At 68.6% G+C, this 22,780-nt stretch carries 16 protein-coding genes; 7 read left to right on the plus strand and 9 right to left on the minus strand.

Going from position 1 to position 22,780, the window contains the following annotated elements; all coding sequences use genetic code 11:
• The first annotated feature begins 27 nt into the window (after nt 1-27).
• Nucleotides 28-1,956: a hypothetical protein gene (locus AC07PR_RS18840; protein WP_495136173.1), complete on the plus strand. Its 1,929-nt coding sequence runs from the start codon at nt 28-30 to the stop codon at nt 1,954-1,956.
• Between the two features lie 146 nt (nt 1,957-2,102).
• Here the strand turns inward: AC07PR_RS18840 and AC07PR_RS18845 are convergent, their stop codons facing one another.
• The 4 genes from AC07PR_RS18845 to AC07PR_RS18860 form a co-directional block, all read right to left on the minus strand.
• The gene (locus AC07PR_RS18845; protein WP_331613150.1) at nt 2,103-2,441 is read right to left on the minus strand and encodes an energy transducer TonB; all 339 of its coding nucleotides are present in this window, start codon (nt 2,439-2,441) and stop codon (nt 2,103-2,105) included.
• 56 nt (nt 2,442-2,497) lie between these two features.
• A complete protein-coding gene (locus AC07PR_RS18850) occupies nt 2,498-4,057 on the minus strand; it encodes a methyl-accepting chemotaxis protein (protein WP_431100280.1) in 1,560 nt (519 codons plus the stop codon).
• A gap of 320 nt (nt 4,058-4,377) precedes the next feature.
• Nucleotides 4,378-5,916 (minus strand): sensor domain-containing diguanylate cyclase, encoded by a 1,539-nt coding sequence (locus AC07PR_RS18855; protein ID WP_495136174.1) that lies wholly within the window; start codon nt 5,914-5,916, stop codon nt 4,378-4,380.
• Entirely contained in the window at nt 5,917-6,648 is a 732-nt protein-coding gene (locus AC07PR_RS18860) for a YggS family pyridoxal phosphate-dependent enzyme (RefSeq protein ID WP_495136175.1), read from the minus strand.
• Nucleotides 6,649-6,673: 25 nt separating this feature from the next.
• Between AC07PR_RS18860 and AC07PR_RS18865 the strand changes: the two genes are divergently transcribed.
• The 3 genes from AC07PR_RS18865 to AC07PR_RS18875 all read left to right on the plus strand — a co-directional run bounded on the left by AC07PR_RS18865 (nt 6,674) and on the right by AC07PR_RS18875 (nt 9,908).
• Nucleotides 6,674-7,717, plus strand: coding sequence for a type IV pilus twitching motility protein PilT (locus AC07PR_RS18865; RefSeq protein ID WP_377159998.1), 1,044 nt, complete (start codon nt 6,674-6,676; stop codon nt 7,715-7,717).
• Between the two features lie 85 nt (nt 7,718-7,802).
• Entirely contained in the window at nt 7,803-8,939 is a 1,137-nt protein-coding gene (locus AC07PR_RS18870) for a PilT/PilU family type 4a pilus ATPase (RefSeq protein ID WP_483107888.1), read from the plus strand.
• A gap of 66 nt (nt 8,940-9,005) precedes the next feature.
• Nucleotides 9,006-9,908: an NAD(P)-dependent oxidoreductase gene (locus AC07PR_RS18875; protein WP_495136176.1), complete on the plus strand. Its 903-nt coding sequence runs from the start codon at nt 9,006-9,008 to the stop codon at nt 9,906-9,908.
• A gap of 96 nt (nt 9,909-10,004) precedes the next feature.
• On the opposite strand, the gene AC07PR_RS18880 is transcribed toward AC07PR_RS18875, so the two are convergent.
• From AC07PR_RS18880 to AC07PR_RS18890, 3 genes are read right to left on the minus strand one after another with little or no spacing between them, the layout of a single operon-like run.
• Entirely contained in the window at nt 10,005-11,423 is a 1,419-nt protein-coding gene (locus tag AC07PR_RS18880) for an efflux transporter outer membrane subunit (protein ID WP_483107890.1), read from the minus strand.
• 2 nt (nt 11,424-11,425) lie between these two features.
• Entirely contained in the window at nt 11,426-14,611 is a 3,186-nt protein-coding gene (locus tag AC07PR_RS18885) for an efflux RND transporter permease subunit (RefSeq protein ID WP_483107891.1), read from the minus strand.
• 29 nt (nt 14,612-14,640) lie between these two features.
• The gene (locus tag AC07PR_RS18890) at nt 14,641-15,828 is read right to left on the minus strand and encodes an efflux RND transporter periplasmic adaptor subunit (RefSeq protein ID WP_377161718.1); all 1,188 of its coding nucleotides are present in this window, start codon (nt 15,826-15,828) and stop codon (nt 14,641-14,643) included.
• A gap of 259 nt (nt 15,829-16,087) precedes the next feature.
• Here AC07PR_RS18890 and AC07PR_RS18895 point away from each other — a divergent pair, with 259 nt between their 5' ends.
• Nucleotides 16,088-16,882, plus strand: coding sequence for a TetR family transcriptional regulator (locus tag AC07PR_RS18895; RefSeq protein ID WP_495136177.1), 795 nt, complete (start codon nt 16,088-16,090; stop codon nt 16,880-16,882).
• 100 nt (nt 16,883-16,982) lie between these two features.
• Nucleotides 16,983-19,475 (plus strand): YgiQ family radical SAM protein, encoded by a 2,493-nt coding sequence (locus tag AC07PR_RS18900; RefSeq protein WP_495136178.1) that lies wholly within the window; start codon nt 16,983-16,985, stop codon nt 19,473-19,475.
• Nucleotides 19,476-19,484: 9 nt separating this feature from the next.
• On the opposite strand, the gene AC07PR_RS18905 is transcribed toward AC07PR_RS18900, so the two are convergent.
• Both AC07PR_RS18905 and AC07PR_RS18910 read right to left on the minus strand, forming a co-directional pair.
• A complete protein-coding gene (locus tag AC07PR_RS18905) occupies nt 19,485-19,874 on the minus strand; it encodes a hypothetical protein (protein ID WP_495136179.1) in 390 nt (129 codons plus the stop codon).
• Nucleotides 19,874-20,278 carry a phage holin family protein gene (locus tag AC07PR_RS18910; RefSeq protein ID WP_495136180.1) on the minus strand — a complete coding sequence of 135 codons (405 nt, stop codon included), beginning with the start codon at nt 20,276-20,278 and terminating at the stop codon, nt 19,874-19,876. Before AC07PR_RS18910 ends, AC07PR_RS18905 begins: the two co-directional genes overlap by 1 nt.
• A gap of 164 nt (nt 20,279-20,442) precedes the next feature.
• On the opposite strand from AC07PR_RS18910, the gene AC07PR_RS18915 reads away from it, so the two are divergent.
• Nucleotides 20,443-22,779: a GGDEF/EAL domain-containing response regulator gene (locus AC07PR_RS18915; RefSeq protein ID WP_377159983.1), complete on the plus strand. Its 2,337-nt coding sequence runs from the start codon at nt 20,443-20,445 to the stop codon at nt 22,777-22,779.
• Nucleotide 22,780: the final 1 nt, after the last annotated feature.

Raw genomic sequence — 22,780 nt, forward strand, 5'->3', positions numbered from 1 at the left:
CGCCAGGCGACAGGCCTCGCCCCGTTGATGACCAGCAGTCGCAGCCCGCGGGAGTCGCACGTCGCGTCCGAGGTCAACCTGCCCTCGCTCGAATCCGTGCAATGGCTGCCGTCGACCAACCTGCTGTCGCTCGACAGTCCCGGCGCAGCCTTGGACCTCGCCGTCATCCCGCGCTCGCTCGACGGTCCGGCGTCACTGCGCGCGCACCTGGCGTCCCTGGATCGCAGACTGATCACCGCGGCGCACGAATGGCTGCGCGCGCAGGCCTTTGCCGTCCTGGACGATCTGATCGACGACCCGACTGCCACCCCGTCACCGGAGCAGATGTCGCTGTTGCGTCTGGCGACGCATGGCCACCTGCGCATGACACGGGTGGCGCACGCCCCGGCCGTGGCGGGACTCAGCGGTGCACCCCTGTCGCGCTACACCGGTGACATCGAGACCCCCGCCGCACTCGTCGCGTGGGCTCGTCAGGCGCAGGGCCGTGAAGGCGTGCGTCGGGAACGTTGGGTGGAACTGCTTTGCGAGAGGGCGTCCAACCCGGACGGGCGGATCCTGCTGTCCGCCCCCATGCTGCGTCGCGGTTGCGCGCTGCCCCCGATGAACGCGCTGTTGAAGCTGGTGCCGCCGGACAGCCTGAACGATCGCGGCACGCTGATCTGGCGCGGCGAACGGCTGCACGCCAGCGATGGCATGGCCAAGCTGCTGGACCGTCTGGGCGTCCGTCACATCGACATCGCGACGCCACCGCTGTCGCATTCGACGCTCCCCTCGAGCCTGCGTGACGCCGACATCTCCGTCGTCACGCTGCACCACACGCACGAACTGGCACCCGCGGACCTGGCGAGGCGAATCGGCCACCTGAGCGGCGCACTGCCGTCGCTCTATCTGATCCGGCTGCCGGAGCGCGGCCGGTCGCTGCCGCCCGACGCCCTTCCACCCGATTGGACCTCCGGCGTCGAGGGGGTGCTGTTCCACCGCCGTCGCAACGCCAACCGGCAGCGCCTGGAACCGATCCGGGCGCTGTGGCCGGAAGGCCGGCTCCCGCCCGCGCTGCGGGCGCGCGCCGTCAACGTCCTGCCCGACGGCGAACCGGTGCTGGATTACATCGCCAACGTGCGTCAGCTGCGCGCGGTGGTCGGGGAATTCAGCGCCAGGGACATCGCCTTCTGCGCCCACCTGGCCACCATCGTCGACGGACTCGCCACCGATACCGACTTCGCGCGCCGCTGCCGCGCCATGGTCGAACAGCCGGTCGGCCCTTGCGTGGACGCCGGCATGCTGACCTTGTCGGCCATGTCAGCGATGCGGGATGCGACGGAGGCGAGCTCGTTGTCTGAAGTGGCCGGCAATGCCTTCGTCCAGGCCTGCCTCGCGCGCGTCGACGCGGATTGCGTACAGCGCCAGCCCGATTTCGACGAGGTGCTCGAGGAGGCCATGGTGCTGCGCTGGCACGTGTCGCGGGTGCTCGCCGGACTGCTGGGCGCCGATCGGGTCCGCGTCGCCGACAAGCCGGTCTTCGGCGCTGTCGGCGCGGGCGACGACTGGAACTCGGCGACACGCAGCGAGAAGTTCCAGGAGGCGGCGCTCGCGCTGGTCACCGCCGAGTCCGATGACGACTGCCCCGGCGTCGTGCTTCTCCTGTCGGTCGAGAACGATCCGCTGGGCGACATGCTGCAGTCCCGCGTCGACCAGGAACCCGCTTGCAGGGCCCTGCGCGAGGCCAGACAGGAAGTGCTGAGGGACTACGAACGCCTGCAGGAGGAGGGCGAGGACGGGGGCGACGGCGAGGACGAGGCGCTGCAAGCGGCCACCTTCGAAAAGCTGAAGGCGATCGACGCGGCCCTCCGCCAGACCCGACTGGACACGCTGCTCCCGGAACTGAGGCACATCCAGGCCAGACTCGCGACCGACGTCGTGACCGAGCCGCCGACCAAGCGACAACGCATGATGTGACACCCGGGTCCGGATCGACACAGGGGCGGGCACGCGCCTGGGGATTCGATGCTGAAGACGCGGCCCGCCGGCTGCAAAAGACAAGGGCCGCTTGCGCGGCCCTTCGGTGACATCGAGCGGCCGGCCCAGGGGACCGGCGGCGGCGATCAGTCCTCGTTCTTGAACACGAGCTTGACCTCGTGCGTTTCCTTCTGGCCGCTGGGCTCGAACTTCCAGTCCATCAGCGCGCGGGTCACGGCCTTGTCGAACACCTTGCGGGGTTCGGCTTCCAGGATCTCGACGCCCGAGACCTTGCCGTCCGGCTCGATGTTCATCTTGGCGCGCACGGAGCCTTGCGAGATCGACTGGCGGGCGGCCTCGGCCGGGAACTCCGGCGGCACCTTCTTGACGATCTTCGGCGTGGCATGGGCGCCGGCGGCCAGGACCAGCGCGGCGGCCAGGCCCAGCAGGGTGCGGGAAACGGTGGTGGTGAGATGCTTGCTCATGGGGGACCTCGTACGTCTTGGATGAGGAAAACGGGTTTCCGGTAGGAACTGGGGATTCAAGAGGCGGCGCGCGCGGTGCTGAAGAAGCCCACGGCCTGCACCAGGCGCGAGCTGCTGTCGCGCAGCGAGTCGGTCGAGCGGGTCAGTTCGTCCACCAGCGTGGTGTTCTGCTGCGTCGCGCGGTCCAGCTCGTTCATCGCGTTGTTCACGACGCCGACGCCGGCCGCCTGCTCCTGGGCCGAGTGCGAGATCTCCTCGATCAGCTGGCCCATGTTGTTGACCTCGTCGACGACCGAGCGGATGGTCGCGCCGGCGTTGTTGACCAGGGCGGTGCCGTTCTCGACCTTGACGGACGATTCCTGGATCAGCACCTTGATCTCCTTGGCGGCCTGCGCCGAGCGCGAGGCCAGCGCCCGCACTTCCGACGCCACCACCGCGAAGCCCTTGCCGTGCTCGCCGGCACGGGCCGCTTCCACGGCGGCGTTCAGCGCCAGGATGTTGGTCTGGAAGGCGATGCCGTCGATGACGCCGATGATGTCGCCGATCTTGCGCGAGCTCGCGCTGATCTCTTCCATCGTCGACACGACCTGGCTCACCACGGTGCCGCCGGCCGAGGCCGACTGGCGCGCCTTGGTCGCGATGCTCGCGGCCTTGCGGGTCAGTTCGCTGGCGCCGTTCAGGTTGGAAGCGATCTGCTCGACCGACGCGGCGGTGTTCTGCAGGCTCTCGGCGGAACGCGCGGTGCGGTCCGACAGATCGACGTTGCTGCCGGCGATCTCGTTGGAGTTCTGGGCCACTTCGCCGGCCGCCGAGCTGACGCTGGCGACGACGCCGGACAGCGCGGTCTGCATGTCGCGCATGGCGTGCAGCATCTGCGCCAGTTCGTCGGAGCCTTCGACCTCGATGTGCTGCGACAGGTCGCCGGAGCTGATCGCCTGGGCGGCGTCCTTGGCCTTGCGGGCCGGCACGATGATCGAGCGGGCGATCGTCAGGCCGCCCACGCTGCCGATGACCACGGCGATCACCACCAGGATGCCGGTGATGACGATCGACTGGTTGGCCAGCTTGGCGCCGCCTTCGGCGAGGTCGCGGCCGTTGGCGAACTGCAGGTCGACGAGGCTCTTCAGCGTGTCCTGGTAGTCCTTCTGCGCGGGACGCACGTCCTTGATCAGCGCTTCGCGGGCTTCGTCGGGGCTGCCGTCCTGCTGGACCTTCAGGAACTTCGACACCGCGTCGACGAACTTGGTCTGGGCATCGCGCACCTTGGCGGCGAGTTCCTTGTCCTTGGCGTCGGAGACCTTGCCGTCGAGTTCGGTCAGCTGCTTCTGGCCGTCTTCGAGGGCAGCGGCGATGTCGGCCTTCTGGCGCTTGATCGCGTTGGCGGTGTCCAGCAGCAGCAGGTCGCGCGAGGCGCGGGCGATGACGTTGACGTCGCTCTCCAGCGCGTTGGCCAGCGCGATCTTCACCAGGCTGGAATTGGCCGTCGTGCTCAGGTCATGGGACAGGCGGCTGGCGTTGTGGGCGCCGAAGGCGCCGATCACGACCAGCAGCAGGATCAGCAGCGCGTAGCTCAGCGTCAGGCGCTGGCCGATACGCAGGCGGGACAGAAACGACATCGATTCCCTCGCAACGATTGAGTTGTTTGAATGACCGACCGCGGCGAGCTTCGAGCGCTCGTGGCGCCGCCGTGCGGACCGACCATCGGCTTCGGCGCGATCATCGTTGGACTTGATTCAGGGAATCCATGGCCTGTTCGAGGCCCCGTGAATTCTGACGCGTCACTTGCAACTGAATGAAAACGGCCGTCCGAACCACTTGGTAGAAGCCCTAATGAGCCGCTCGGCGGGGTTTCATGATTCCTGCATATTCCTGCGCAGGACGTCGGCGCGGAGCACGTACCCGCGCAGTAACCGCGGGCGTCCGGGTCCGGCAAGGGTCAGGCCTTGCCTGACGTCGGCGGCGGCGCCTCGGGCATCGATGCGGCGTCCGTGTCGAGGACCTCGACACGATTGCGCCCGCCCTCCTTCGCCCGGTACATCGCCGCGTCCGCGCGACGCAGCACGTCCTCGATGCCCGGATCGCTGTCGCGCAGCACGGTGACGCCGATGCTGACGGTGTACGCGACCGACGCCGCGCCGCCATCCTTCGGGTCGATCGCCACCGGCGTGGCCGCGATGCGCTCGCGCAGCCGTTCCGCGAAACGGCGAGCGCCGGGCAGGTCCGTGTGGGCGAGCCCGATGACGAATTCCTCTCCGCCGAAACGCCCGGGCAGATCCACGTCGCGCGAGGATGCCTTCAGCACCTGCGCCAACGAACGGATCACTGCGTCCCCGGCCGCGTGGCCGTGACGATCGTTGACCTGCTTGAAGTGGTCGATATCGAGCATGAGCAGCGCGGACGGCGTCCGGTAGCGCCGCACCGTGCGCAGCAAGGCGCGCAGGCCCTCCTCCGTCGCCATGCGGTTGGCCAGGCCGGTGAGCCCGTCGGTGCGCGAGCGCTGCTCCAGTTCCGCGTTCACCCGCGCCAGTTGCGTCACGAGCGCCTCGGTCGAGCGCAGCCAGCGAGAGAGCGCCTGGTAGCCGAACTGGGCGACGAACAGCACGATCAGCGTGAAGACCCAGAAGAACACCCAGGCCGTGCTGAGCATGACTCGGGAGGCTTCATCCAGCTTCGCCCAATCGTGGCTGCCCAGCGCGGTCCGGAGCTGCAGCGAGCCCAGCCCGAGACTGACCAGGCCGTAGCCCTGCACCGCCAGCACGATCGAGAACAGCAGGCCCAGGCCCATCGCCCGCCGGCCGGTGGGTGGCGGCGTGAATAGCACCGGCCGCGCCGCGATCCACCGTGACAGGCGGGGCCAGGTCAGCGCCATCAAGGGTCCGCCGAGCAGGACGCTCTGCAGGAACGCGCCCAGCCACCAGCCTTGCCAGATCGGCAGCTGGCGATGCGCGGGGAGGTCGTGGCTGAAGTTCCAGATCAGCGCGCCCGAGGAGCTGAACACCGCCGCGACGAAGCACAGCGGCACGAAGAACAGCCAGGCGCGCAGGCTGCCCAGCCCGCGCGGGGCGTCGACGGCACGGTAGCCCAGCGCCAGCACGCCCAGCCCCAGCGGGTTGGCGCAGGCGAACAGTGCCGCCCAGGGCGTCGTCATGCCGGCGGCCAGCGCCAGGACGAAAGTCGCCAGCCAGGCCGGCACGGCCCCCCACCGCCAGCCGAAGCACAGCGTCCACCACAGGCACAACGGAACCGGGGGATAGAAGGTCAGGAACGCGTTGGCGCCGCCGAGGTCGACCGGGATGCCGGACCAGCCTTCGCGGATCGTGACGAGTCCGAGCACGACGCACGCGGCGATCGTCGCGAGCCAGCCGCCGAGCAGCCACGCGCGCTCCGCCGTACGCCCCTCGCGCCACAGCGCCCGGACAGACAGGCTGCCCGGCGTCTGGGGTACCAGCTCTGCGGGGCGCTGCGGCGCATCCATTCAGGCCGCCGGGGGAGACGGATCGGACGGAGGCTCCGGTCTGGGACGCGCGCCGAAGATCGCCGAGCCGACGCGCACCATCGTGGCGCCCTCGAGGATCGCGGCGTCCATATCGGCGCTCATGCCCATGCTGAGCGTGTCCAGGCCCAGGCCGAGGGCCCGGTTCAACGTGGCCATCAACCCGGCGAGCGCGCGGTGCGGCCGGCGCTGATCCTCCAGCGTGGCCGCCGGCTCGGGGATGGCCATCAACCCCCGCAGCCGCAGCGCCGGCAGCGCGGCAACGGCCCGGGCCACGTCGGCGACTTCCGCCGGCGCCAGGCCGCTCTTGCTGTCCTCGCCGCTGATGTTGACCTGCAGGCAGACGTTCAGGGGCGGCAGGTCCTTGGGCCGCTGTTCCGCCAGCCGCTGGGCGATCTTGAGGCGGTCCACGCCATGCACCCAGTCGAAGCGCTCGGCCACGACGCGGGTCTTGTTGCTCTGCAGCGGGCCGATCAGGTGCCATTCGACCTGTCCGCGCAGATCGGCCAGGGCGTCGATCTTGTCGACGCCCTCCTGGACGTAGTTCTCGCCGAAGCGGCGCTCCCCCGCCTCGAAGGCCTCTCTCACATCCGGGGCCGGGAAAGTCTTTGTTACCACCAGCAGCGTGACGCTGTCGACAGGCCGCGACGCCTGCTGGCAAGCCCTCTCAATGCGGCCATGGAGCTGTTGTATGTTCTCGGAGATCGTCGCCATAATCGCCCACGCTTTTCCTCATCCCATGGACATCACCCAACTGCTGGCATTCTCGGTCAAGAACAAGGCCTCCGACCTTCACTTGTCCGCCGGGCTGCCCCCCATGATCCGCGTCCATGGCGACGTGCGCCGCATCAACGTCGAAGCGCTCGAGCACCGACAGGTGCACGACATGGTCTACGACATCATGAGCGACGCCCAGCGCAAGGCCTACGAGGAGACGCTGGAAGTCGACTTCTCGTTCGAGATCCAGGGCCTGGCGCGCTTCCGCGTCAACGCGTTCAACCACAACCGCGGCGCCGGGGCGGTGTTCCGGACGATTCCGAGCAAGATCCTGACGCTCGAGCAGCTGAACTGCCCGAAGGTGTTCACCGAGCTGGCGATGAAGCCCCGCGGCATGGTGCTGGTGACGGGACCGACCGGTTCGGGCAAGAGCACGACGCTGGCCGCGATGGTCAACCACCTCAACGAGAACGAGTACGGCCACATCCTGACCGTCGAGGACCCGATCGAATTCGTCCACGAATCCAAGAAGTGCCTGGTCAACCAGCGCGAGGTGGGTCCGCAGACGCTGAGCTTCTCCAACGCGCTGCGCTCGGCGCTGCGCGAGGACCCGGACTGCATCCTGGTCGGCGAAATGCGCGACCTGGAAACCATCCGCCTGGCGCTGACCGCCGCGGAAACGGGCCACCTGGTCTTCGGCACGTTGCACACGTCGTCGGCCGCCAAGACGGTGGACCGGATCGTCGACGTCTTCCCCGCCGCCGAGAAGGACATGGTCCGCGCCATGCTGTCCGAATCGCTGCAGGCGGTGATCTCGCAGACGCTGTGCAAGACCAAGGACGGCAACGGCCGGGTCGCGGCGCACGAGATCATGCTGGGCACCTCGGCGATCCGGAACCTGATCCGGGAGAACAAGGTCGCGCAGATGTACTCGTCGATCCAGACGGGCAACAACCTGGGCATGCAGACGCTGGACCAGAACCTCACCGACTTGGTCCGCCGCAACATCATCTCGCCGGCCGAGGCTCGCGCGAAGGCCAAGATGCCTGAGAACTTCCCGGGCTGAGCGGGCCGGCCGCCACCACAACGACAAATCGACCGGGTGCGGGCGGGTGACCGCCACGCCCCGGCACACAGGACAGGACGCCGCCATGGAACGCGATCAGGCCACCAAGTTCATCAACGACCTGCTTCGCCTGATGGTGTCGCGCAAGGGCTCCGACCTGTTCCTGACGGCGGAGTTCCCGCCGGCGGTCAAGGTCGACGGCAAGGTGACCAAGGTGTCGCCGCAACCGCTGACCGGCCAGCACACGCTGCAGCTGGCGCGGGCCATCATGAACGACAAGCAGGCCGCCGATTTCGAACGCACCAAGGAGTGCAACTTCGCGATCTCGCCGCAAGGCATCGGCCGCTTCCGCGTCAACGCCTACATCCAGCAGGGCCACGTGGCGCTGGTGCTGCGGACGATCCCGCAGACGCTGCCAACCGTCGAGTCGCTGGAACTGCCGCACATCCTCAAGGACGTGGTGCAGACCAAGCGCGGCCTGGTGATCCTGGTGGGCGCGACCGGTTCGGGCAAGAGCACCTCGCTGGCGGCGATGGTGGACCACCGCAACCAGACGACCTACGGCCACATCATCACGATCGAGGACCCGGTCGAGTTCGTGCACCCGCACAAGAACTGCATCGTCAGCCAGCGCGAGGTCGGCCTCGACACCGAAGGCTGGGAGCAGGCGCTGAAGAACACGCTGCGCCAGGCGCCGGACGTGATCCTGATGGGCGAGATCCGCGACCGCGAGACGATGGAGCACGCGGTGGCCTTCGCTGAAACGGGTCACCTGTGCATGGCCACGCTGCACGCCAACAGCGCCAACCAGGCGCTGGACCGGATCATCAACTTCTTCCCGGAAGAGCGGCGCGCGCAGCTGCTGATGGACCTGTCGCTCAACCTGAAGGCGCTGGTGTCGCAGCGGCTGCTGCCGCGCCAGGAAGGCAAGGGCCGGGTCGCCGCGGTCGAGATCCTGCTGAACACGCCGCTGATCAGCGACCTGATCTTCAAGGGTGAGGTGGGCGAGATCAAGGAGATCATGAAGCGCTCGCGCGAGCTCGGCATGCAGACCTTCGACCAGGCGCTGTTCGATCTCTACGAGATGGGCAAGGTGACCTACGAGGACGCGCTGCGCAACGCCGACTCCGTGAACGACCTGCGCCTGCAGATCAAGCTCAACAGCGAGCGGGCGCGCAGCGGCGATCTGTCGTCGGGCACCGAGCATCTGACCATCGTCTGAAGCGTTCCGAGCCCGATGGAAGGGCCACAATCACGCGGTCTTCAACACCCCGTGACAGGTCCTTCCATGAGCAGCATCGGCCAGCGTTCGTACGAATCGACTCCGTCCCTCCGCGTGTCCTTCCTGGGACTCGGCGTGATGGGCTTCCCGATGGCAGGCCATCTGGCCAAGGCCGGCCAGCAGGTCACGGTCTACAACCGGTCGCCCGCGAAGGCGCAAGCCTGGACCTCCGAGTTCGGCGGCCAATCCGCCGCGACGCCGCGTGAAGCAGCCAAGGACGCGGACATCGTCTTCTGCTGCGTCGGCAATGACGCCGACCTGCGCTCGGTCGTGCTGGGCCCCGACGGCGCCTTCGCCGGCATGAAGCCCGGCACGGTCTTCGTCGACCACACGACCGCCTCGGCCGAGGTCGCCCGCGAGCTCTTCGCCGAAGCAGGGAAGCTCGGCCTCCACTTCATCGACGCCCCCGTCTCCGGTGGACAGGCCGGCGCGGTCAACGGCGCGCTGACCGTCATGTGTGGCGGCGATGAGGCCGTGTTCGACAAGATCCGCCCCTACGCGATCCACTTCGCCAAGGCGGTCACCCGCGTCGGCGACGCCGGCGCCGGACAGCTCGCCAAGATGGTCAACCAGATCTGCATCGCCGGCATCGTCCAGGGACTGTCGGAAGCCATCGCCTTCGGACAGAAGAGCGGCCTGCCCATGCCGCTGGTGCTCGACGTCATCGGCAAGGGCGCCGCGCAGAGCTGGCAGATGGACAACCGCGGCAAGACCATGGTCGAAGACAAGTTCGACTTCGGCTTCGCCGTGGACTGGATGCGCAAGGACCTCGGACTGGTGCTCGACGAAGCCCGCCGCAATGGCGCCCGGTTGCCGCTGACGGCGCTGGTCGACCAGTTCTATGCGGATGTGCAGGAGATGGGCGGGAACCGGTTCGATACGTCGAGCTTGATCAAGCGCCTGCGCTGATCGCCAGGACGCTGTCGGTCGGCACGCCAAGCGCGGGCTCTCCACGACGCAAGGGGCATCCCTCCGGGAACCCCTCGCATCATTCCGGCCCCACCATCACTGGCTGACCACGGCTCCGCTCGACACCCCGCCGCCCAGCACCTTGTAGAGCTGGACCTGGTTCTGCAGTTGCGCGAGGCGCACCTGCAGCGCCGCCTGTTGAGCAGCGAAGGTCGCGCGTTGCGCGTCCAGCAGATCCAGGCTCGACGCCGCACCGTTGCGGAAGCTCAGGTCGACCAGCTCCAGACGGGTCGCTTCCGCGGCCGCCTGCGCATCCTGCGCGCGCAGTTGCTCGTCGAGCGTCGCGCGGCCGGCCAAGGCATCGGCCACTTCGCGGAACGCCGTCTGCACGACCTTCTCGTACTGGGCGACCGCGATCTCGCGGTTGGCCTTGGCCGCATCGACGTTGTTGCGCACGCGCCCCGCGTCGAAGATCGGCATCAGCGCCGAACCCGCGATGCTCCACGCGCTCTGGCTGAACAGGTCACGCAATGCGCTGCTCGCCGTGCCCACGCTGCTCGTCAGCGTGATGCTCGGGAAGTAGGCCGCCCGCGCAACGCCGATGTTGGCTTCGGCCGCCACCAGCTGCTGCTCCGCCTGGACCACGTCAGGCCGGCCCACCAGCACCTGCGACGGCATGCCCGCCAGCAGCGCACCCATGGTCTGGTCGCTCAGCGGCCTGGACTGCGGCAGCGAATCCGGCACCCCCTGCCCCACCAGCAGCGTCAACGCGTTCAGGTCCTGCTGGCGCGTGCGCTCGGCCTGGGCCAAGGTGGCACGCGCCGATTCGTACGACGACTTCGCCGTGCTCAGGTCGAGGTTGGACGCGGCACCGTTGTCGAACTTCAGCTGCATCAGCTTCAGGCTGTCCTCGCGCGTCGACAGCGTCTGGCGCGTCAGCGCCAGCAGCTCCTCGTCGGCCTGCACCGCCAGGTAGGCCGACGCGACGCCGGCCACCAGGCTGATCTGCGCCGACCGCGCCGCCTCGCCCGTTGCCAGGTACTGCGCGAAGGACGCGGCACTCTGGTTCTTGACGCGGCTGAACAGGTCGATCTCGTACGAGGTGATCTGCAGACCCGCCTGGTAGGCGTTGACGATGCGGCTGTCGCCGTTGGACGTGGTCTGCGGGCCGCGCGACGCCGAGAGCCCGGCGTTGACCGTCGGCCAGCGGCTCGCCGCCGTGACGTTGGCCTGCGCCCGTGCGACGTCGACGTTCAGCAGCGCGATGCGCAGGTCGCGGTTGTTCTTCAACGCGAGGTCGATCAACTGCTTGAGCCGCTCGTCACGGAAGAACTGCTGCCATTGCAGCTCGGTCGCCGCCTTGGCGTCGGTCGACTCGGCGCCCGGGCCTTGCGGCCACTGCGGCGCCACCGGCGCGTCCGGACGCTTGTGGTCCGGCGCGAGGTTCACGCAGCCGGTCAGCAGCGCCACGGTCGCGGCCGCGGCGGCCATCACGGAAAGTTTGCTCTTCATCATGCTCAGACTCCGTCCGCGTTCTTGGCGGCCGCGATGGCCTTGGTCGGATCCGGACCGTCCAGTTCGTGGGCGTACAGCTTGTTCTGGCGGTCGCTGCCCTTGAAGAAGCGGCGCACGACCAGGAAGAACACCGGCACGAACACCACCGCCAGCAAGGTCGCGGTGACCATGCCCGACAGCACGCCGGTGCCGATGGCGCGCTGGCTCGCCGAGCCCGCGCCGCTCGCGAAGAACAGCGGCGTGACGCCCAGGATGAAGGCCAGCGAGGTCATGATGATCGGACGGAAGCGCAGGTGCGCCGCCTCGAGGATCGACTCGACCAGCCCCTTGCCCTGCGCCTGCAGGTCCTTCGCGAACTCGATGATCAGGATCGCGTTCTTCGCCGAGAGGCCGATGATCGTGATCAGGCCGACCTTGAAGTACACGTCGTTGGGCATCTCCCGGAAGGTGGCGCCCAGCAGCGCGCCCAGCAGACCGAGCGGCACCACCAGCATCACCGACAGCGGGATCGACCAGCTCTCATACAGCGCCGCCAGGCAGAGGAACACCGCCAGCAGCGAGAACGCCAGCAGGATGCCGGCCTGCGAGCCCGACAGCTGTTCCTCGCGCGACAGGCCCGTCCACTCGTACCCGATGCCGGGCGGGAGCTTGGCGATCATGGACTCGAGTTCCTTCATCGCCTGACCCGTCGAGGCGCCGGCCGCCGCGTCGCCGGCCAGGCGCATCGCCGGATAGCCGTTGTAGCGGGTGGCCTGCATCTGGCCGGTGATCCAGTGGCTCGACGCGAAGGCCGACAGCGGGACGTTGGCGCCCTGCGCGTTGGTCACGTTGATGGACAGCACGTCTTCCGGCGTCATGCGCTTGGGCGCATCGGCCTGCACCACGACACGCTGCATGCGGCCGCTGCTCGGGAAGTCGTTGACGTAGGTCGAGCCCAGCTGGATGCCCAGCGTGCGCGCGATCGTGTCGTAACCGATGCCCAGCGCCTGCGCCTTCTCGCGGTCGATGTCGATCTGCAGCTGCGGCGCGTCTTCCAGGCCGTCCGGCCGCATGCCGGTGATCAGCTGGCTCTTCTGCGCCATGCCCATCAGCTGGTTGCGCGCGTTGAGCAGCGCCTCGTGGCCGAGGCCGCCGCGGTCCTGCAGGCGCAGCGCGAAGCCGGTGGCCGTGCCCAGTTCCGGGATCGGGGGCGGCGACAGCGGGAAGATGAACGCGTCGCGCACGCCCACCATCATCGCGCCCATCACGCGGCCGGCCAGCGCCTGCGCGCTGTGCTCCTTGCCGCCGCGCTCCTCCCACGGCTTCAGCGGCACGAACACCAGCGCGGCGTTCTGGCCCTGGCCCGAGAAGGAGAAGCCGATCACGCCGATCGTGTCGGCCACTTCCGGCTGCTTGTGCAGGAAGCTCTCGACGGCGGCGACGGCCTGCTCGGTCCGGTTGGACGTCGCGCCCGGCGGCAGCTGCACGTTGACGATCAGGTAACCCTGGTCTTCGTTGGGCAGGAACGAGGTCGGCATGCGGATGTACAGCCAGCCGACGACGGCCACGATCGCGGCGAACGCCACCATCATGATGCCGCCGCGCTTGAGCAGCCTGGACACCCAGCCTTCGTAGCCCTTGGCGGTGCGGGAGAAGCCGCGGTTGAACCAGCCGAAGAAGCCGCGCTTCTCGTGGTGGTGGCCGGCCTCGACCGGCTTGAGCAGCGTGGCGCACAAGGCCGGCGTCAGCGACAGCGCCATCAGCGCCGACAGCGCCATCGACGCCACCATCGCCAGCGAGAACTGGCGGTAGATGTTGCCCACCGAGCCCGAGAAGAACGCCATCGGCACGAACACCGCGATCAGCACCGTGGTGATGCCGATGATGGCGCCGGAGATCTGGCCCATCGCCTTCTTCGTCGCTTCACGGGGCGACAGGCCCTCCTCGCTCATGATGCGCTCGACGTTCTCGACGACGACGATCGCATCGTCGACCAGGATGCCGATCGCGAGCACCATGCCGAACAAGGTCAGCACGTTGATCGAGAAGCCCAGCGACAGCATCACCCCGAAGGTGCCGAGCAGCGCCACCGGCACCACCAGCGTGGGGATCAGCGTGTAGCGCCAGTCCTGCAGGAACAGGTACATCACCAGGAACACCAGCACGATCGCCTCGATCAGGGTCTCGACCACCTGGGAGATCGAGATCTTCACGAACTTCGACGAGTCGTACGGGACCGTGTAGACGACCCCGGCGGGGAAGAACTTCTGCAGCTCCTCCATCCGCTTCTTGATCGCGTTGGCGGTGCCCAGCGCATTGCCGGTGGGCGACAGCTGCACGCCGATGCCGGTCGAGGGCTGGCCGTTCAGGCGCGTGTAGGTGGCGTAGCTCTGGCCGCCCAGCTCGATGCGGGCGACGTCCTTCAGCAGCACCTTGGAGCCGTCGGTGTTGGCGCGCAGCACGATCTTCTCGAACTGCGCCTTGTCCTCGAGCTGACCCTTCACGACGATGGTCGCGGACATGGTCTGGCTGGAGGTGTTCGGGCGGTCGCCCAGCACGCCGGCCGGCACCAGCGCGTTCTGCGCGCCGACGGCCGCGCTCACCTCGGCGGGGCTGAGGTTGTACGACTGCATCTTGGCCGGATCCAGCCAGATGCGCATCGCGCGCTCGGACCCGAACAGCTGGGCCTGGCCGACGCCGGGGATGCGCTGGATTTCAGGAACGATGTTGCGGGCGGCGTAGTCGCCCAGCGCGATCGGGTCCATCGAGCCGTCCTTGGACGCCATCGTCACGAACAGCAGGAAGTTCGAACGCGACTTGTCGACGCGCACGCCCTGCTGCGTGACCGCCGCCGGCAGGCGCGGCGTGGCGCGCGAGAGGCGATTCTGGATCTCGACCTGCGCCAGGTCGATGTTGGTGCCCGATTCGAAAGTGACCGTGATCGAGCCGGTGCCGTTGGCCTGGCTGATCGATTCCATGTAGGCCAGTCCGGGCGCGCCGTTGAGCTCCTGCTCGATGACGGAAACGACCGCCTCGTCCAGCGTCTTGGCCGAGGCGCCGGGATACGCCACCGAGATCACCAGCGAGGGCGGCGCCACGGTCGGGTACTGCGCCACCGGCAGCTGGGTGATCGCCACCCCGCCGAAGACCAGGATGAACAAGGCGATCACCCACGCGAAGATGGGGCGATCAATGAAGAAACGTGCCATGTCTTGGATCCTTCCTGAGCGTCAGGCGCTCAGCGGCTCGCCGCGGCCGAGGCCGCGGGCGCTGCGCCGGAAGCGGCGCTGGCCGGGTTGAACGGCACCGGATTGACCGGCGCGCCCGGCACGAACATCTTCTGGAAGCCGTCGGCGATGACCTTCTCGCCGGCCTTCAGGCCGTCGAGCACCACCCACTGGTTGCCGATGGCATTGCCGATCTTGACCTTGCGCGGCGCGGGCTTGTTGTCGGGTCCGACCACCAGCACGGTGTCGCCGGTCGAGCCGCGCGTCACCGCCTGCTGCGGCAGCAGGATCGCCGACGGCAGCTCCGCCTGCGCCACGCGCACGCGGACGTACTGGCCGGGCAGCAGGGCGCTGTCGGGGTTCGGCACTTCGGCGCGCAGCGTGACCTGGCCCGAGGTCGGATCGACCGTCAGGTCCGTGAACAGCAGCTTGCCGGTTCGCGGGAGCACGGTGCCGTCGTCGCCGACGATCTCCACCTGTGCGGCGTTCGTGCCCGCGCTGCGGAGCTGGCCGGCCGCCAGCGCGCGGCGCATCGCCTGCACCTCGTTGGCCGACTGCGTGAAGTTCACGTAGACGCTGCTGACCTGCTGGATCAGCGCGAGCTGCGTGGCGTCCGACGCGCCGACCAGCGCGCCTTCCGTCACCAGCGCGCGGCCGATGCGGCCGGCGATCGGAGCGTAGACATGGGCGTAGTCCAGGCTCAGCTTGGCCGTCACCGCGGCCGCCTTGGCGGCGGCCACGTCGGCCGCGGCGGCCTTGGCGGTCGCGACCGAGGTGATGTATTCCTGCTGGCTGATCGCCTTCGCGTCGGCCAGCGGCTTGTTGCGCGCGGCCTGCGCGGCGGCCTGGGCTTCATTGGCCTGCGCCTTGGCCACGTTGGCGTTGGCGCTGTCGAGCTGCGCCTGGTACGGCGCCGGATCGATCAGGAACAGTGCCTGACCGGCCTTCACTTCGGAGCCTTCGGTGAACAGGCGCTTGAGGATCACGCCATTGACCCGGGCGCGGACCTGGGCGGTGCGCAGTGCCTCGACGCGGCCCGGCAACTCGGTCTGCAGCGCCACCGCCTGCTGACCCACCGTCACCACGCCGACGTTGGCCGGCGGCATGCCGCCGCCCGGCGCACCGGCGGCCTTTTCGTCCTTGCCGCACGCGGTCAGCACGGCCGCGATCGAAATCACCAGCGGCAGCAGATACAGCATGCGTGCGCCGGCCTTCAGGACCGGGCGCTCCGACCCCGGCGTTGCTCTTGTCAGAGGGGTAGAGATCACGATGGGATTCCTCTCGAAGTACAGATTCGCAGATTCAGATGGTCGGCCCGGCTCGAACAGCCGGGCGGACGGGGCAAACCGCGGCCCTACCGCCACGACGTACGGCATCGGTACGGTTCGACCAAAGTGGCGCAGTATATACATACATTCATGCATGTATGTTTCTGCCATGTGCTCCTACAATCGGAACATGGCTCGTCGAACCAAACAGGAAGCCCAGGAAACCCGCGCCCGTCTGCTCGACGCCGCGGAACAGCTTTTCCATGAGCGCGGCGTCTCCCGCACTTCGCTGCAGGACATCGCGCAGGCCGCCGGCGTGACCCGCGGGGCCGTGTACTGGCACTTCGAGGACAAGGTCCAGCTCTTCAACGCGATGATGGAACGCGCCACCATGCCGTTGGAGGAAGACTTCGAGGCGTCGGTGTCCCCCGGACCGGACCGTCCATTGGACGATCTGCGGCTGAGATTGATGAACGTCATGCACTGCGCGGCGTTCAATGCCCGCACCCGCCGCGCCTTCGAGATCGCCAACCTGCGTGTCGAGTTCGTCGGCGAGATGGCGTCGATCCGCGGCCGCAAGGTCGCCGCCCACCGGGAGTGGACCGCCCACAACCGGGAAGCCTTCGAGCGCGCCAAGGCGCTCGGCCAACTGCCCCAGGACGTCGATGCCCACCAGGCCGCCATCGGGCTGATGGCGCTGATCGGCGGGCTGCTGCATCACTGGATCCTGGATCCGGAGGCCTTCGACCTGATCGTGGTCGGCCAGGCCCGGCTGGAGCATTACCTGTCCTCGCTGACGGTCGTGGTGCCGAACCGCTTCCCGCCGCTGACCGCCGCCGAGCGTGGCGCGCTGGGCCGGCAGCCGGTCTGCCACGCGAGCCGCGGCCACGACCTGCCCGGTCACGGCCACGCGGCCGACGATGCGGAACATGGCGGCGCCGATGGCGTCCGGCGTACCGCCGACCCCGCCACGCCTCGAGACTGACGCCTATTCCGTTGGAAAGCCCTGCATTTATGCAGGCTGCCCTGGGGAGAACCCCAGTCAGCGGCGACAATACCCGGTTGCCCACGCCCGAGCCGCCGCCGTGTCCATCGCACCTCCGCCCACCCGTCCACTGTCCGATCTGAAGAAGACCGGCCAGAAGGCGCTGACCTCGTACCGCCCGTTCTGGGCGAAACGGTTCGGCCCCGCCCCCTTCCTGCCGATGTCGCGGGAGGAGATGACGCAACTGGGCTGGGACAGCTGCGACATCATCATCGTCAGCGGCGACGCCTACGTGGACCACCCGAGCTTCGGCATGGCGGTCATCGGACGGACGCTGGAGGCGCAGGGCTTCCGCGTCGGGATCATCGCGCAGCCGGACTGGCACTCGCCGGACGCGTTCCGGGCCCTGGGCAAGCCCAACCTGTTCTTCGGCGTGGCGGCCGGGAACATGGATTCGATGATCAACCATTACACGGCGGACCGGAAGATCCGCTCGGACGACGTCTACACGCCGGGCGGCGGCGCCGGCAAGCGGCCCGACCGCGCGACGCTGGTCTACACGCAGCGCTGCAAGGAGGCGTTCAAGGACGTCCCCGTGATCATCGGCGGCATCGAGGCCTCGCTGCGCCGCATCGCGCATTACGACTACTGGCAGGACAAGGTCCGGCGCTCGATCCTGGTGGACTCGAAGGCCGACCTGCTGGTCTACGGCAACGCCGAGCGCGCGATCATCGAGATCGCGCACCGCCTGTCGCAGAAGAAGCCGATCGAGTCGATCACCGACGTGCGCGGCACCGCGTTCATGCGCAAGCCGGACGAGGTCTCGCTGGACGGCTGGTTCGAGATCGATTCGACCGACGTCGACGCTCCCGGCAAGATCGACGCGCTGCTGAGTCCCTACATGACGACCGAGGAAGCGGCCGCCGATCAAGGCACCGATTGCTCGAAGCAGCAGGAACAGGCCCAGGCCGCCGGCGCTCCCGGCGCCCCGGCGACGGGTGCTGCGCCTCAGCCGGGCATGCCCGAGATCAAGCCGATCAAGATCATCCGCCAGACGCTGTCGAAGACCGACGGCCGCGCGCTGGTCACGCCGCGCGACCGCACCGTGATCCGGCTGCCGGCCTACGAGCAGGTCAAGAGCGATCCGGTCCTCTACGCCCACGCCAACCGCGTGCTGCACCTGGAGACCAATCCCGGCAACGCGCGCGCGCTGGTGCAGCGGCATTCGTCGGGCGGCGTCGACCGTGACGTCTGGCTGAATCCGCCGCCGATCCCGCTGACGACGGTCGAGATGGACCACGTCTTCGACCTGCCCTACGCCCGCAGCCCGCATCCGGTCTACGCCGACGAGAACGGCAGCCACGACCACGCCACCAAGATCCCGGCGTGGGAAATGATCCGTTTCTCGGTGAACATCATGCGCGGCTGCTTCGGCGGCTGCACCTTCTGCTCGATCACCGAGCACGAGGGGCGCGTGATCCAGAGCCGCAGCGAGGACTCGGTGATCCGCGAGATCGAGGACATCCGCGACAAGGTCAAGGGCTTCACCGGGATCATCTCGGACCTCGGCGGCCCGACCGCCAACATGTGGCACATCGGCTGCAAGAGCCCCGAGATCGAGGCCGCCTGCCGCAAGCCCAGCTGCGTCTATCCGGGCATCTGCCCGAACCTGCACACCGACCACGGTCCGCTGATCAAGCTGTACCGGCGCGCCCGCGCGCTGCGCGGCGTGAAGAAGATCCTGATCGGCTCGGGCCTGCGCTACGACCTGGCCATCGAGTCGCCGGAGTACATCCAGGAACTGGTGACCCACCACGTCGGCGGCTACCTGAAGATCGCGCCGGAGCACACCGAGGGTGGTCCGCTCTCGAAGATGATGAAGCCCGGCATCGGCACCTACGACCGCTTCAAGCAGCTGTTCGAGCAGGCCAGTGCGGCGGCGGGCAAGAAGCAGTTCCTCATCCCCTACTTCATCGCGGCCCACCCGGGCACGGCCGACGAGGACATGATGAACCTGGCCCTCTGGCTCAAGCGCAACGGCTTCCGCGCGGACCAGGTGCAGACCTTCTATCCGAGCCCGATGGCCACGGCCACGGCGATGTACCACTCGGGCAAGAACCCGCTGAAGAAGGTGACGCGCGACAGCGAGCCGGTCGACATCGTCAAGGGCGAGCGCCGTCGGCGCCTGCACAAGGCCTTCCTGCGTTACCACGACCCCAACAACTGGCCGCTGCTGCGCGAGACACTCAAGGACATGGGCCGCGCCGACCTGATCGGCAACGGCAAGCACCACCTGATCCCGACCTTCCAGCCGGCGACCGACGGCGGCTACGAATCGGCACGGCGCAAGAACTCGACGCAGGCCGGCCAGAAGGTCGCGCCCAACAAGCCGCGCTCGGGCCAGATCCTGACCCAGCACACCGGCTTGCCGCCGCGCGAGACTGGCGCGGCGCGGACCCCGCAGCGTTCGCCGGCCACGCCCTTCGTCAAGACGGGCGGCGGCGCGGCGCCGAAGGCGGGCGCGAAGGCCGGCGCAAAAGCCAGCGCAAAAGCGGGCACAAAAGCAGCGGGCGCCAAGCGCGGCCCGCGCTGAGGCAGCGGATCAGCAGTCGTCGGCGTCGGGCGACGTCGACGAGGTCGACGGCCCGGCCGGCGGCGCCGGCTTCACCCACTGCCACACCTTCCATCCCAGGCTGATCCACGCCCAGAGTCGGGCGATCCGTCCCGGCGGGCTGTCAGCCGCCTCCGGATCGTGCCGGCGGAACGTGCGCATCAGGCCCGCCAGGCCACCCGCCGCGGCGAGCGCCGCCACGGTCCGCCACAGTCGCGGCAGACTGCCGGCCAACCGATAGAGGGCATGACCGCGGTTGGCCCATCGCATCGGACCTTCCAGCCCCTGCACCTCGTGCCGCAGGCCGAGCCGCAACTCGGCGCTGCGCAGTTGCAGTTCGAGCTGCCGCAGCTGGAGCCGCTGACGTGCGTCGCCCCACATCACGGCCGCACTCCGCCGTCTGCCGGCCCGTCGTCGGGCTCGAGCGCCCGCCGGTCTCGTGCCAGTTCGGCGACGCTCGCCGCGAACGGCTTGCCCGCCGCGAGTTGCCGCTTCGCCCAGAACCAGCACCCCGCGGCGCCGATCAGGAATGCCGCGCCCAGCCCCGCCCCCACTGGCGCCCGCCACACGTCGGGCACCCACAGGAGCGCGGCGAACACCAGCATCAGCAAGGCGGCCACGCCAAGCAGCAAGGCCAGCAACAGCGCGGTCAGCGCGCCGAACAGACGCAGCAGCTCCGCCTGCAGTTCCACGCCCAGCAGTTCCAGCCGCACGCGGGCCAGTTCGAGCGCCCGATCGGCCACTCGCCGCAGCCGCTCCGTCAGCCCCGGATCGCGTGATTCCATCGATTGTTTCTCCTCTGTGTCCGTCCTCTCGGTGTGCCAAAGCTATCACTGAATCGGGGGAAACGAGGGCGTTCTTTGTCCGATCCGCCCGCAGGGCTTGGGCTACAGTGCGGTAACGCCTGGTTGCGCGGACCCCGCGCCGCCTGCCTGACAAGGTCCATTCAATGCCTGATCGCCAGCACACGCCGCACTCCGCCGTCGTCGAAGACGATGACCTGCTGCAGTTCCTGGATGACCACGAGCACGCGGCCGACGAGCCCGATGAGGCGCGCAAGCCCTGGCGGGTGCTCATCGTCGACGACGACACCGACGTCCACAAGGCCACCGAGCTCGCCATGCAGGGACTGCAGGTCGAGGGCCAGCCGTTGGCCTTCCTTCACGCCAAGTCCGCGGCCGAGGCCCGCTCGCTGCTGGGGCACGAACCCGACATCGCCGTCGTGCTGCTGGACGTCGTCATGGAGTCCGACGACGCCGGCCTGCAACTGGTGCGCCACATCCGCGAGGAGCTGCGCCAGCGCGCCGTGCGCATCGTGCTGCGCACCGGCCAGCCGGGCTACGCGCCCGAGATCGAGACGGTCCAGGCCTACGACATCAACGACTACAAGACCAAGTCGGAACTGACCCGCACCCGGCTCTACACGGTGCTGACCGCCGCGATCCGGTCGTACCGGCAGATCCGCGCGCTGGAGGCGAACCGGCAGGGCCTGGAGATGATCGTCGAGGCCAGCACCGAGCTCGGCCGCCAGCACGGCCTGCACCGCTTCGCCGAGGGCGTGGTCACGCAGCTGTGCGCGCTGCTGGGCACGCTGCCCGAGGGCCTGGTCTGCGTGCAGGCCCCCAAGCACCACAGCGGCGAGGTCAGCGAAGAAGCCCGCGTGATCGCGGCCGCCGGCCAGTACAGCTCGCTGATCAACCGCCCGCTGCATGCGGTGCCGGCCGGCAAGATCCGCGAACTGCTCTCGCGCTGCCTGTCGGTGGGCCACAACCTGTACGAGGACGGCTGCACCGTCTTGTTCTTCGGCCTGCCCAGCGGGCGTGCGATGGCGGCGCTGGTCGAGGTCCAGCGCGAGCTCGACGAGCTCGACCGCCAGCTGCTGCGCGCGTTCTGCTCCAACATCGCCGTCGGTTTCGAGAACGTCATGCTCTACACGCAGCTGACGGACCAGGCGTACAACGACCCGCTGCTGCAGCTGCCGAACCGCACCCGCTTCATCGAGCTGCTGGAGCACAACCTCAAGTCGCCCGAAGGCATCACGCTGGCGCTGATCGACCTGGACGACTTCGCCGATGTGAACGATGCCTTCGGTCACCGCTTCGGCGACCAGGTGCTGCAAGCCGTGTCGCAGCGGCTGGCACAGCGGCTCGGGTTCAACACGGCGATGGCGCGCATCTCGTCGAACGCCTTCGGCCTGCTGGGGCCGGACGACATGGTCAACGGCCAGCGCATCGGCAGCGTCTTCGACGATCCCTTCACCGTCTCCGGCGAGCGGCTGCAGCTGTCGGCGACGACCGGCCTGGTGCGCCTGGCCCAGTCGCGCGCCCTGGGGTCCGAACTGCTGCTGGACGCGCAGATCGCGCTCAAGCGCGCCAAGGCGGGCAACCGCGGCGCGTCGCAGTACTTCTCTCCGGAAATGGGCATCGATGCGCGCGAGCGCTTCAAGCTGCTCAAGGGGCTGCGCGCCAGCTTCGAGGAGCGGCGGCTGTTCGTCGTCTACCAGCCGCAGGTCGAGCTGGCCACGCACCGCGTGATCGGCGCCGAGGCGCTGCTGCGCTGGCGCACCGACGAAGGCCGCTTCGTGCCGCCCGACCAGTTCATCCCGTTGGCCGAGCAGTCGGGACTGATCGTCCCGATCGGCGAATTCGTGCTGAGGACCGCCTGCCGTCAGGTGCGCCAGTTGCGCGACGCCGGCTATTCGGAATTCCGCATCGCGGTGAATATCTCGCTGGCGCAGTTCCGCCATCCCGCCTTCATCGACACGGTCCGCCGCGCGCTGGCCGACGCTGACGTGCCCGGCGCCGCGCTGGAGCTGGAGATCACCGAATCGATGGCGATGGAAGAGGTCTCGGCCGTGCTGCGCGTGCTCGCGGAGATCCGCGGGACAGGCGCCTCGGTCGCGATCGACGACTTCGGGACCGGGTTCTCGTCGCTCAGCCAGTTGCGCCGGTTGGACGTCGAACGGCTCAAGATCGACCGCGCCTTCGTCCGCGAGGCGCAAAGCTCCGCCGCGGGCGCGACGATCGCGCAGATGGTGGTGAACCTGGGATGCAGCCTCGGCATGCGCGTCGTTGCCGAAGGCATCGAGACCGAGGAACAACGCCAGCATCTGCTGGCGCTGGGTTGCCATGAGGGTCAGGGCTGGCTTTTCGCCAAGCCCATGCCGGCGGACGAACTGGATCGCTGGCTGGCCGCGCCCAAGTCCTGGGAAACGGATCCGCCCGCGACGACCGCGGTGACGGTATTGGCGGCGCCTTGCGCGGCGCCAGCCAGCAGCGGCCGCTGAA

Source organism: Roseateles sp. GW821-FHT09H11 (assembly GCF_059415845.1).

Coding starts and splice junctions, on each gene's coding strand:
- AC07PR_RS18860 (WP_495136175.1), bottom strand. CDS start 6,648: ATGGCGACGATCTCCGAGAACATACAACAGCTCCATGGCCGCATTGAG.
- AC07PR_RS18880 (WP_483107890.1), bottom strand. CDS start 11,423: ATGATGAAGAGCAAACTTTCCGTGATGGCCGCCGCGGCCGCGACCGTG.
- AC07PR_RS18870 (WP_483107888.1), top strand. CDS start 7,803: ATGGAACGCGATCAGGCCACCAAGTTCATCAACGACCTGCTTCGCCTG.
- AC07PR_RS18840 (WP_495136173.1), top strand. CDS start 28: ATGACCAGCAGTCGCAGCCCGCGGGAGTCGCACGTCGCGTCCGAGGTC.
- AC07PR_RS18845 (WP_331613150.1), bottom strand. CDS start 2,441: ATGAGCAAGCATCTCACCACCACCGTTTCCCGCACCCTGCTGGGCCTG.
- AC07PR_RS18875 (WP_495136176.1), top strand. CDS start 9,006: ATGAGCAGCATCGGCCAGCGTTCGTACGAATCGACTCCGTCCCTCCGC.
- AC07PR_RS18885 (WP_483107891.1), bottom strand. CDS start 14,611: ATGGCACGTTTCTTCATTGATCGCCCCATCTTCGCGTGGGTGATCGCC.
- AC07PR_RS18915 (WP_377159983.1), top strand. CDS start 20,443: ATGCCTGATCGCCAGCACACGCCGCACTCCGCCGTCGTCGAAGACGAT.
- AC07PR_RS18895 (WP_495136177.1), top strand. CDS start 16,088: ATGGCTCGTCGAACCAAACAGGAAGCCCAGGAAACCCGCGCCCGTCTG.
- AC07PR_RS18905 (WP_495136179.1), bottom strand. CDS start 19,874: ATGTGGGGCGACGCACGTCAGCGGCTCCAGCTGCGGCAGCTCGAACTG.
- AC07PR_RS18910 (WP_495136180.1), bottom strand. CDS start 20,278: ATGGAATCACGCGATCCGGGGCTGACGGAGCGGCTGCGGCGAGTGGCC.
- AC07PR_RS18855 (WP_495136174.1), bottom strand. CDS start 5,916: ATGGATGCGCCGCAGCGCCCCGCAGAGCTGGTACCCCAGACGCCGGGC.
- AC07PR_RS18890 (WP_377161718.1), bottom strand. CDS start 15,828: ATGCTGTATCTGCTGCCGCTGGTGATTTCGATCGCGGCCGTGCTGACC.
- AC07PR_RS18850 (WP_431100280.1), bottom strand. CDS start 4,057: ATGTCGTTTCTGTCCCGCCTGCGTATCGGCCAGCGCCTGACGCTGAGC.
- AC07PR_RS18865 (WP_377159998.1), top strand. CDS start 6,674: ATGGACATCACCCAACTGCTGGCATTCTCGGTCAAGAACAAGGCCTCC.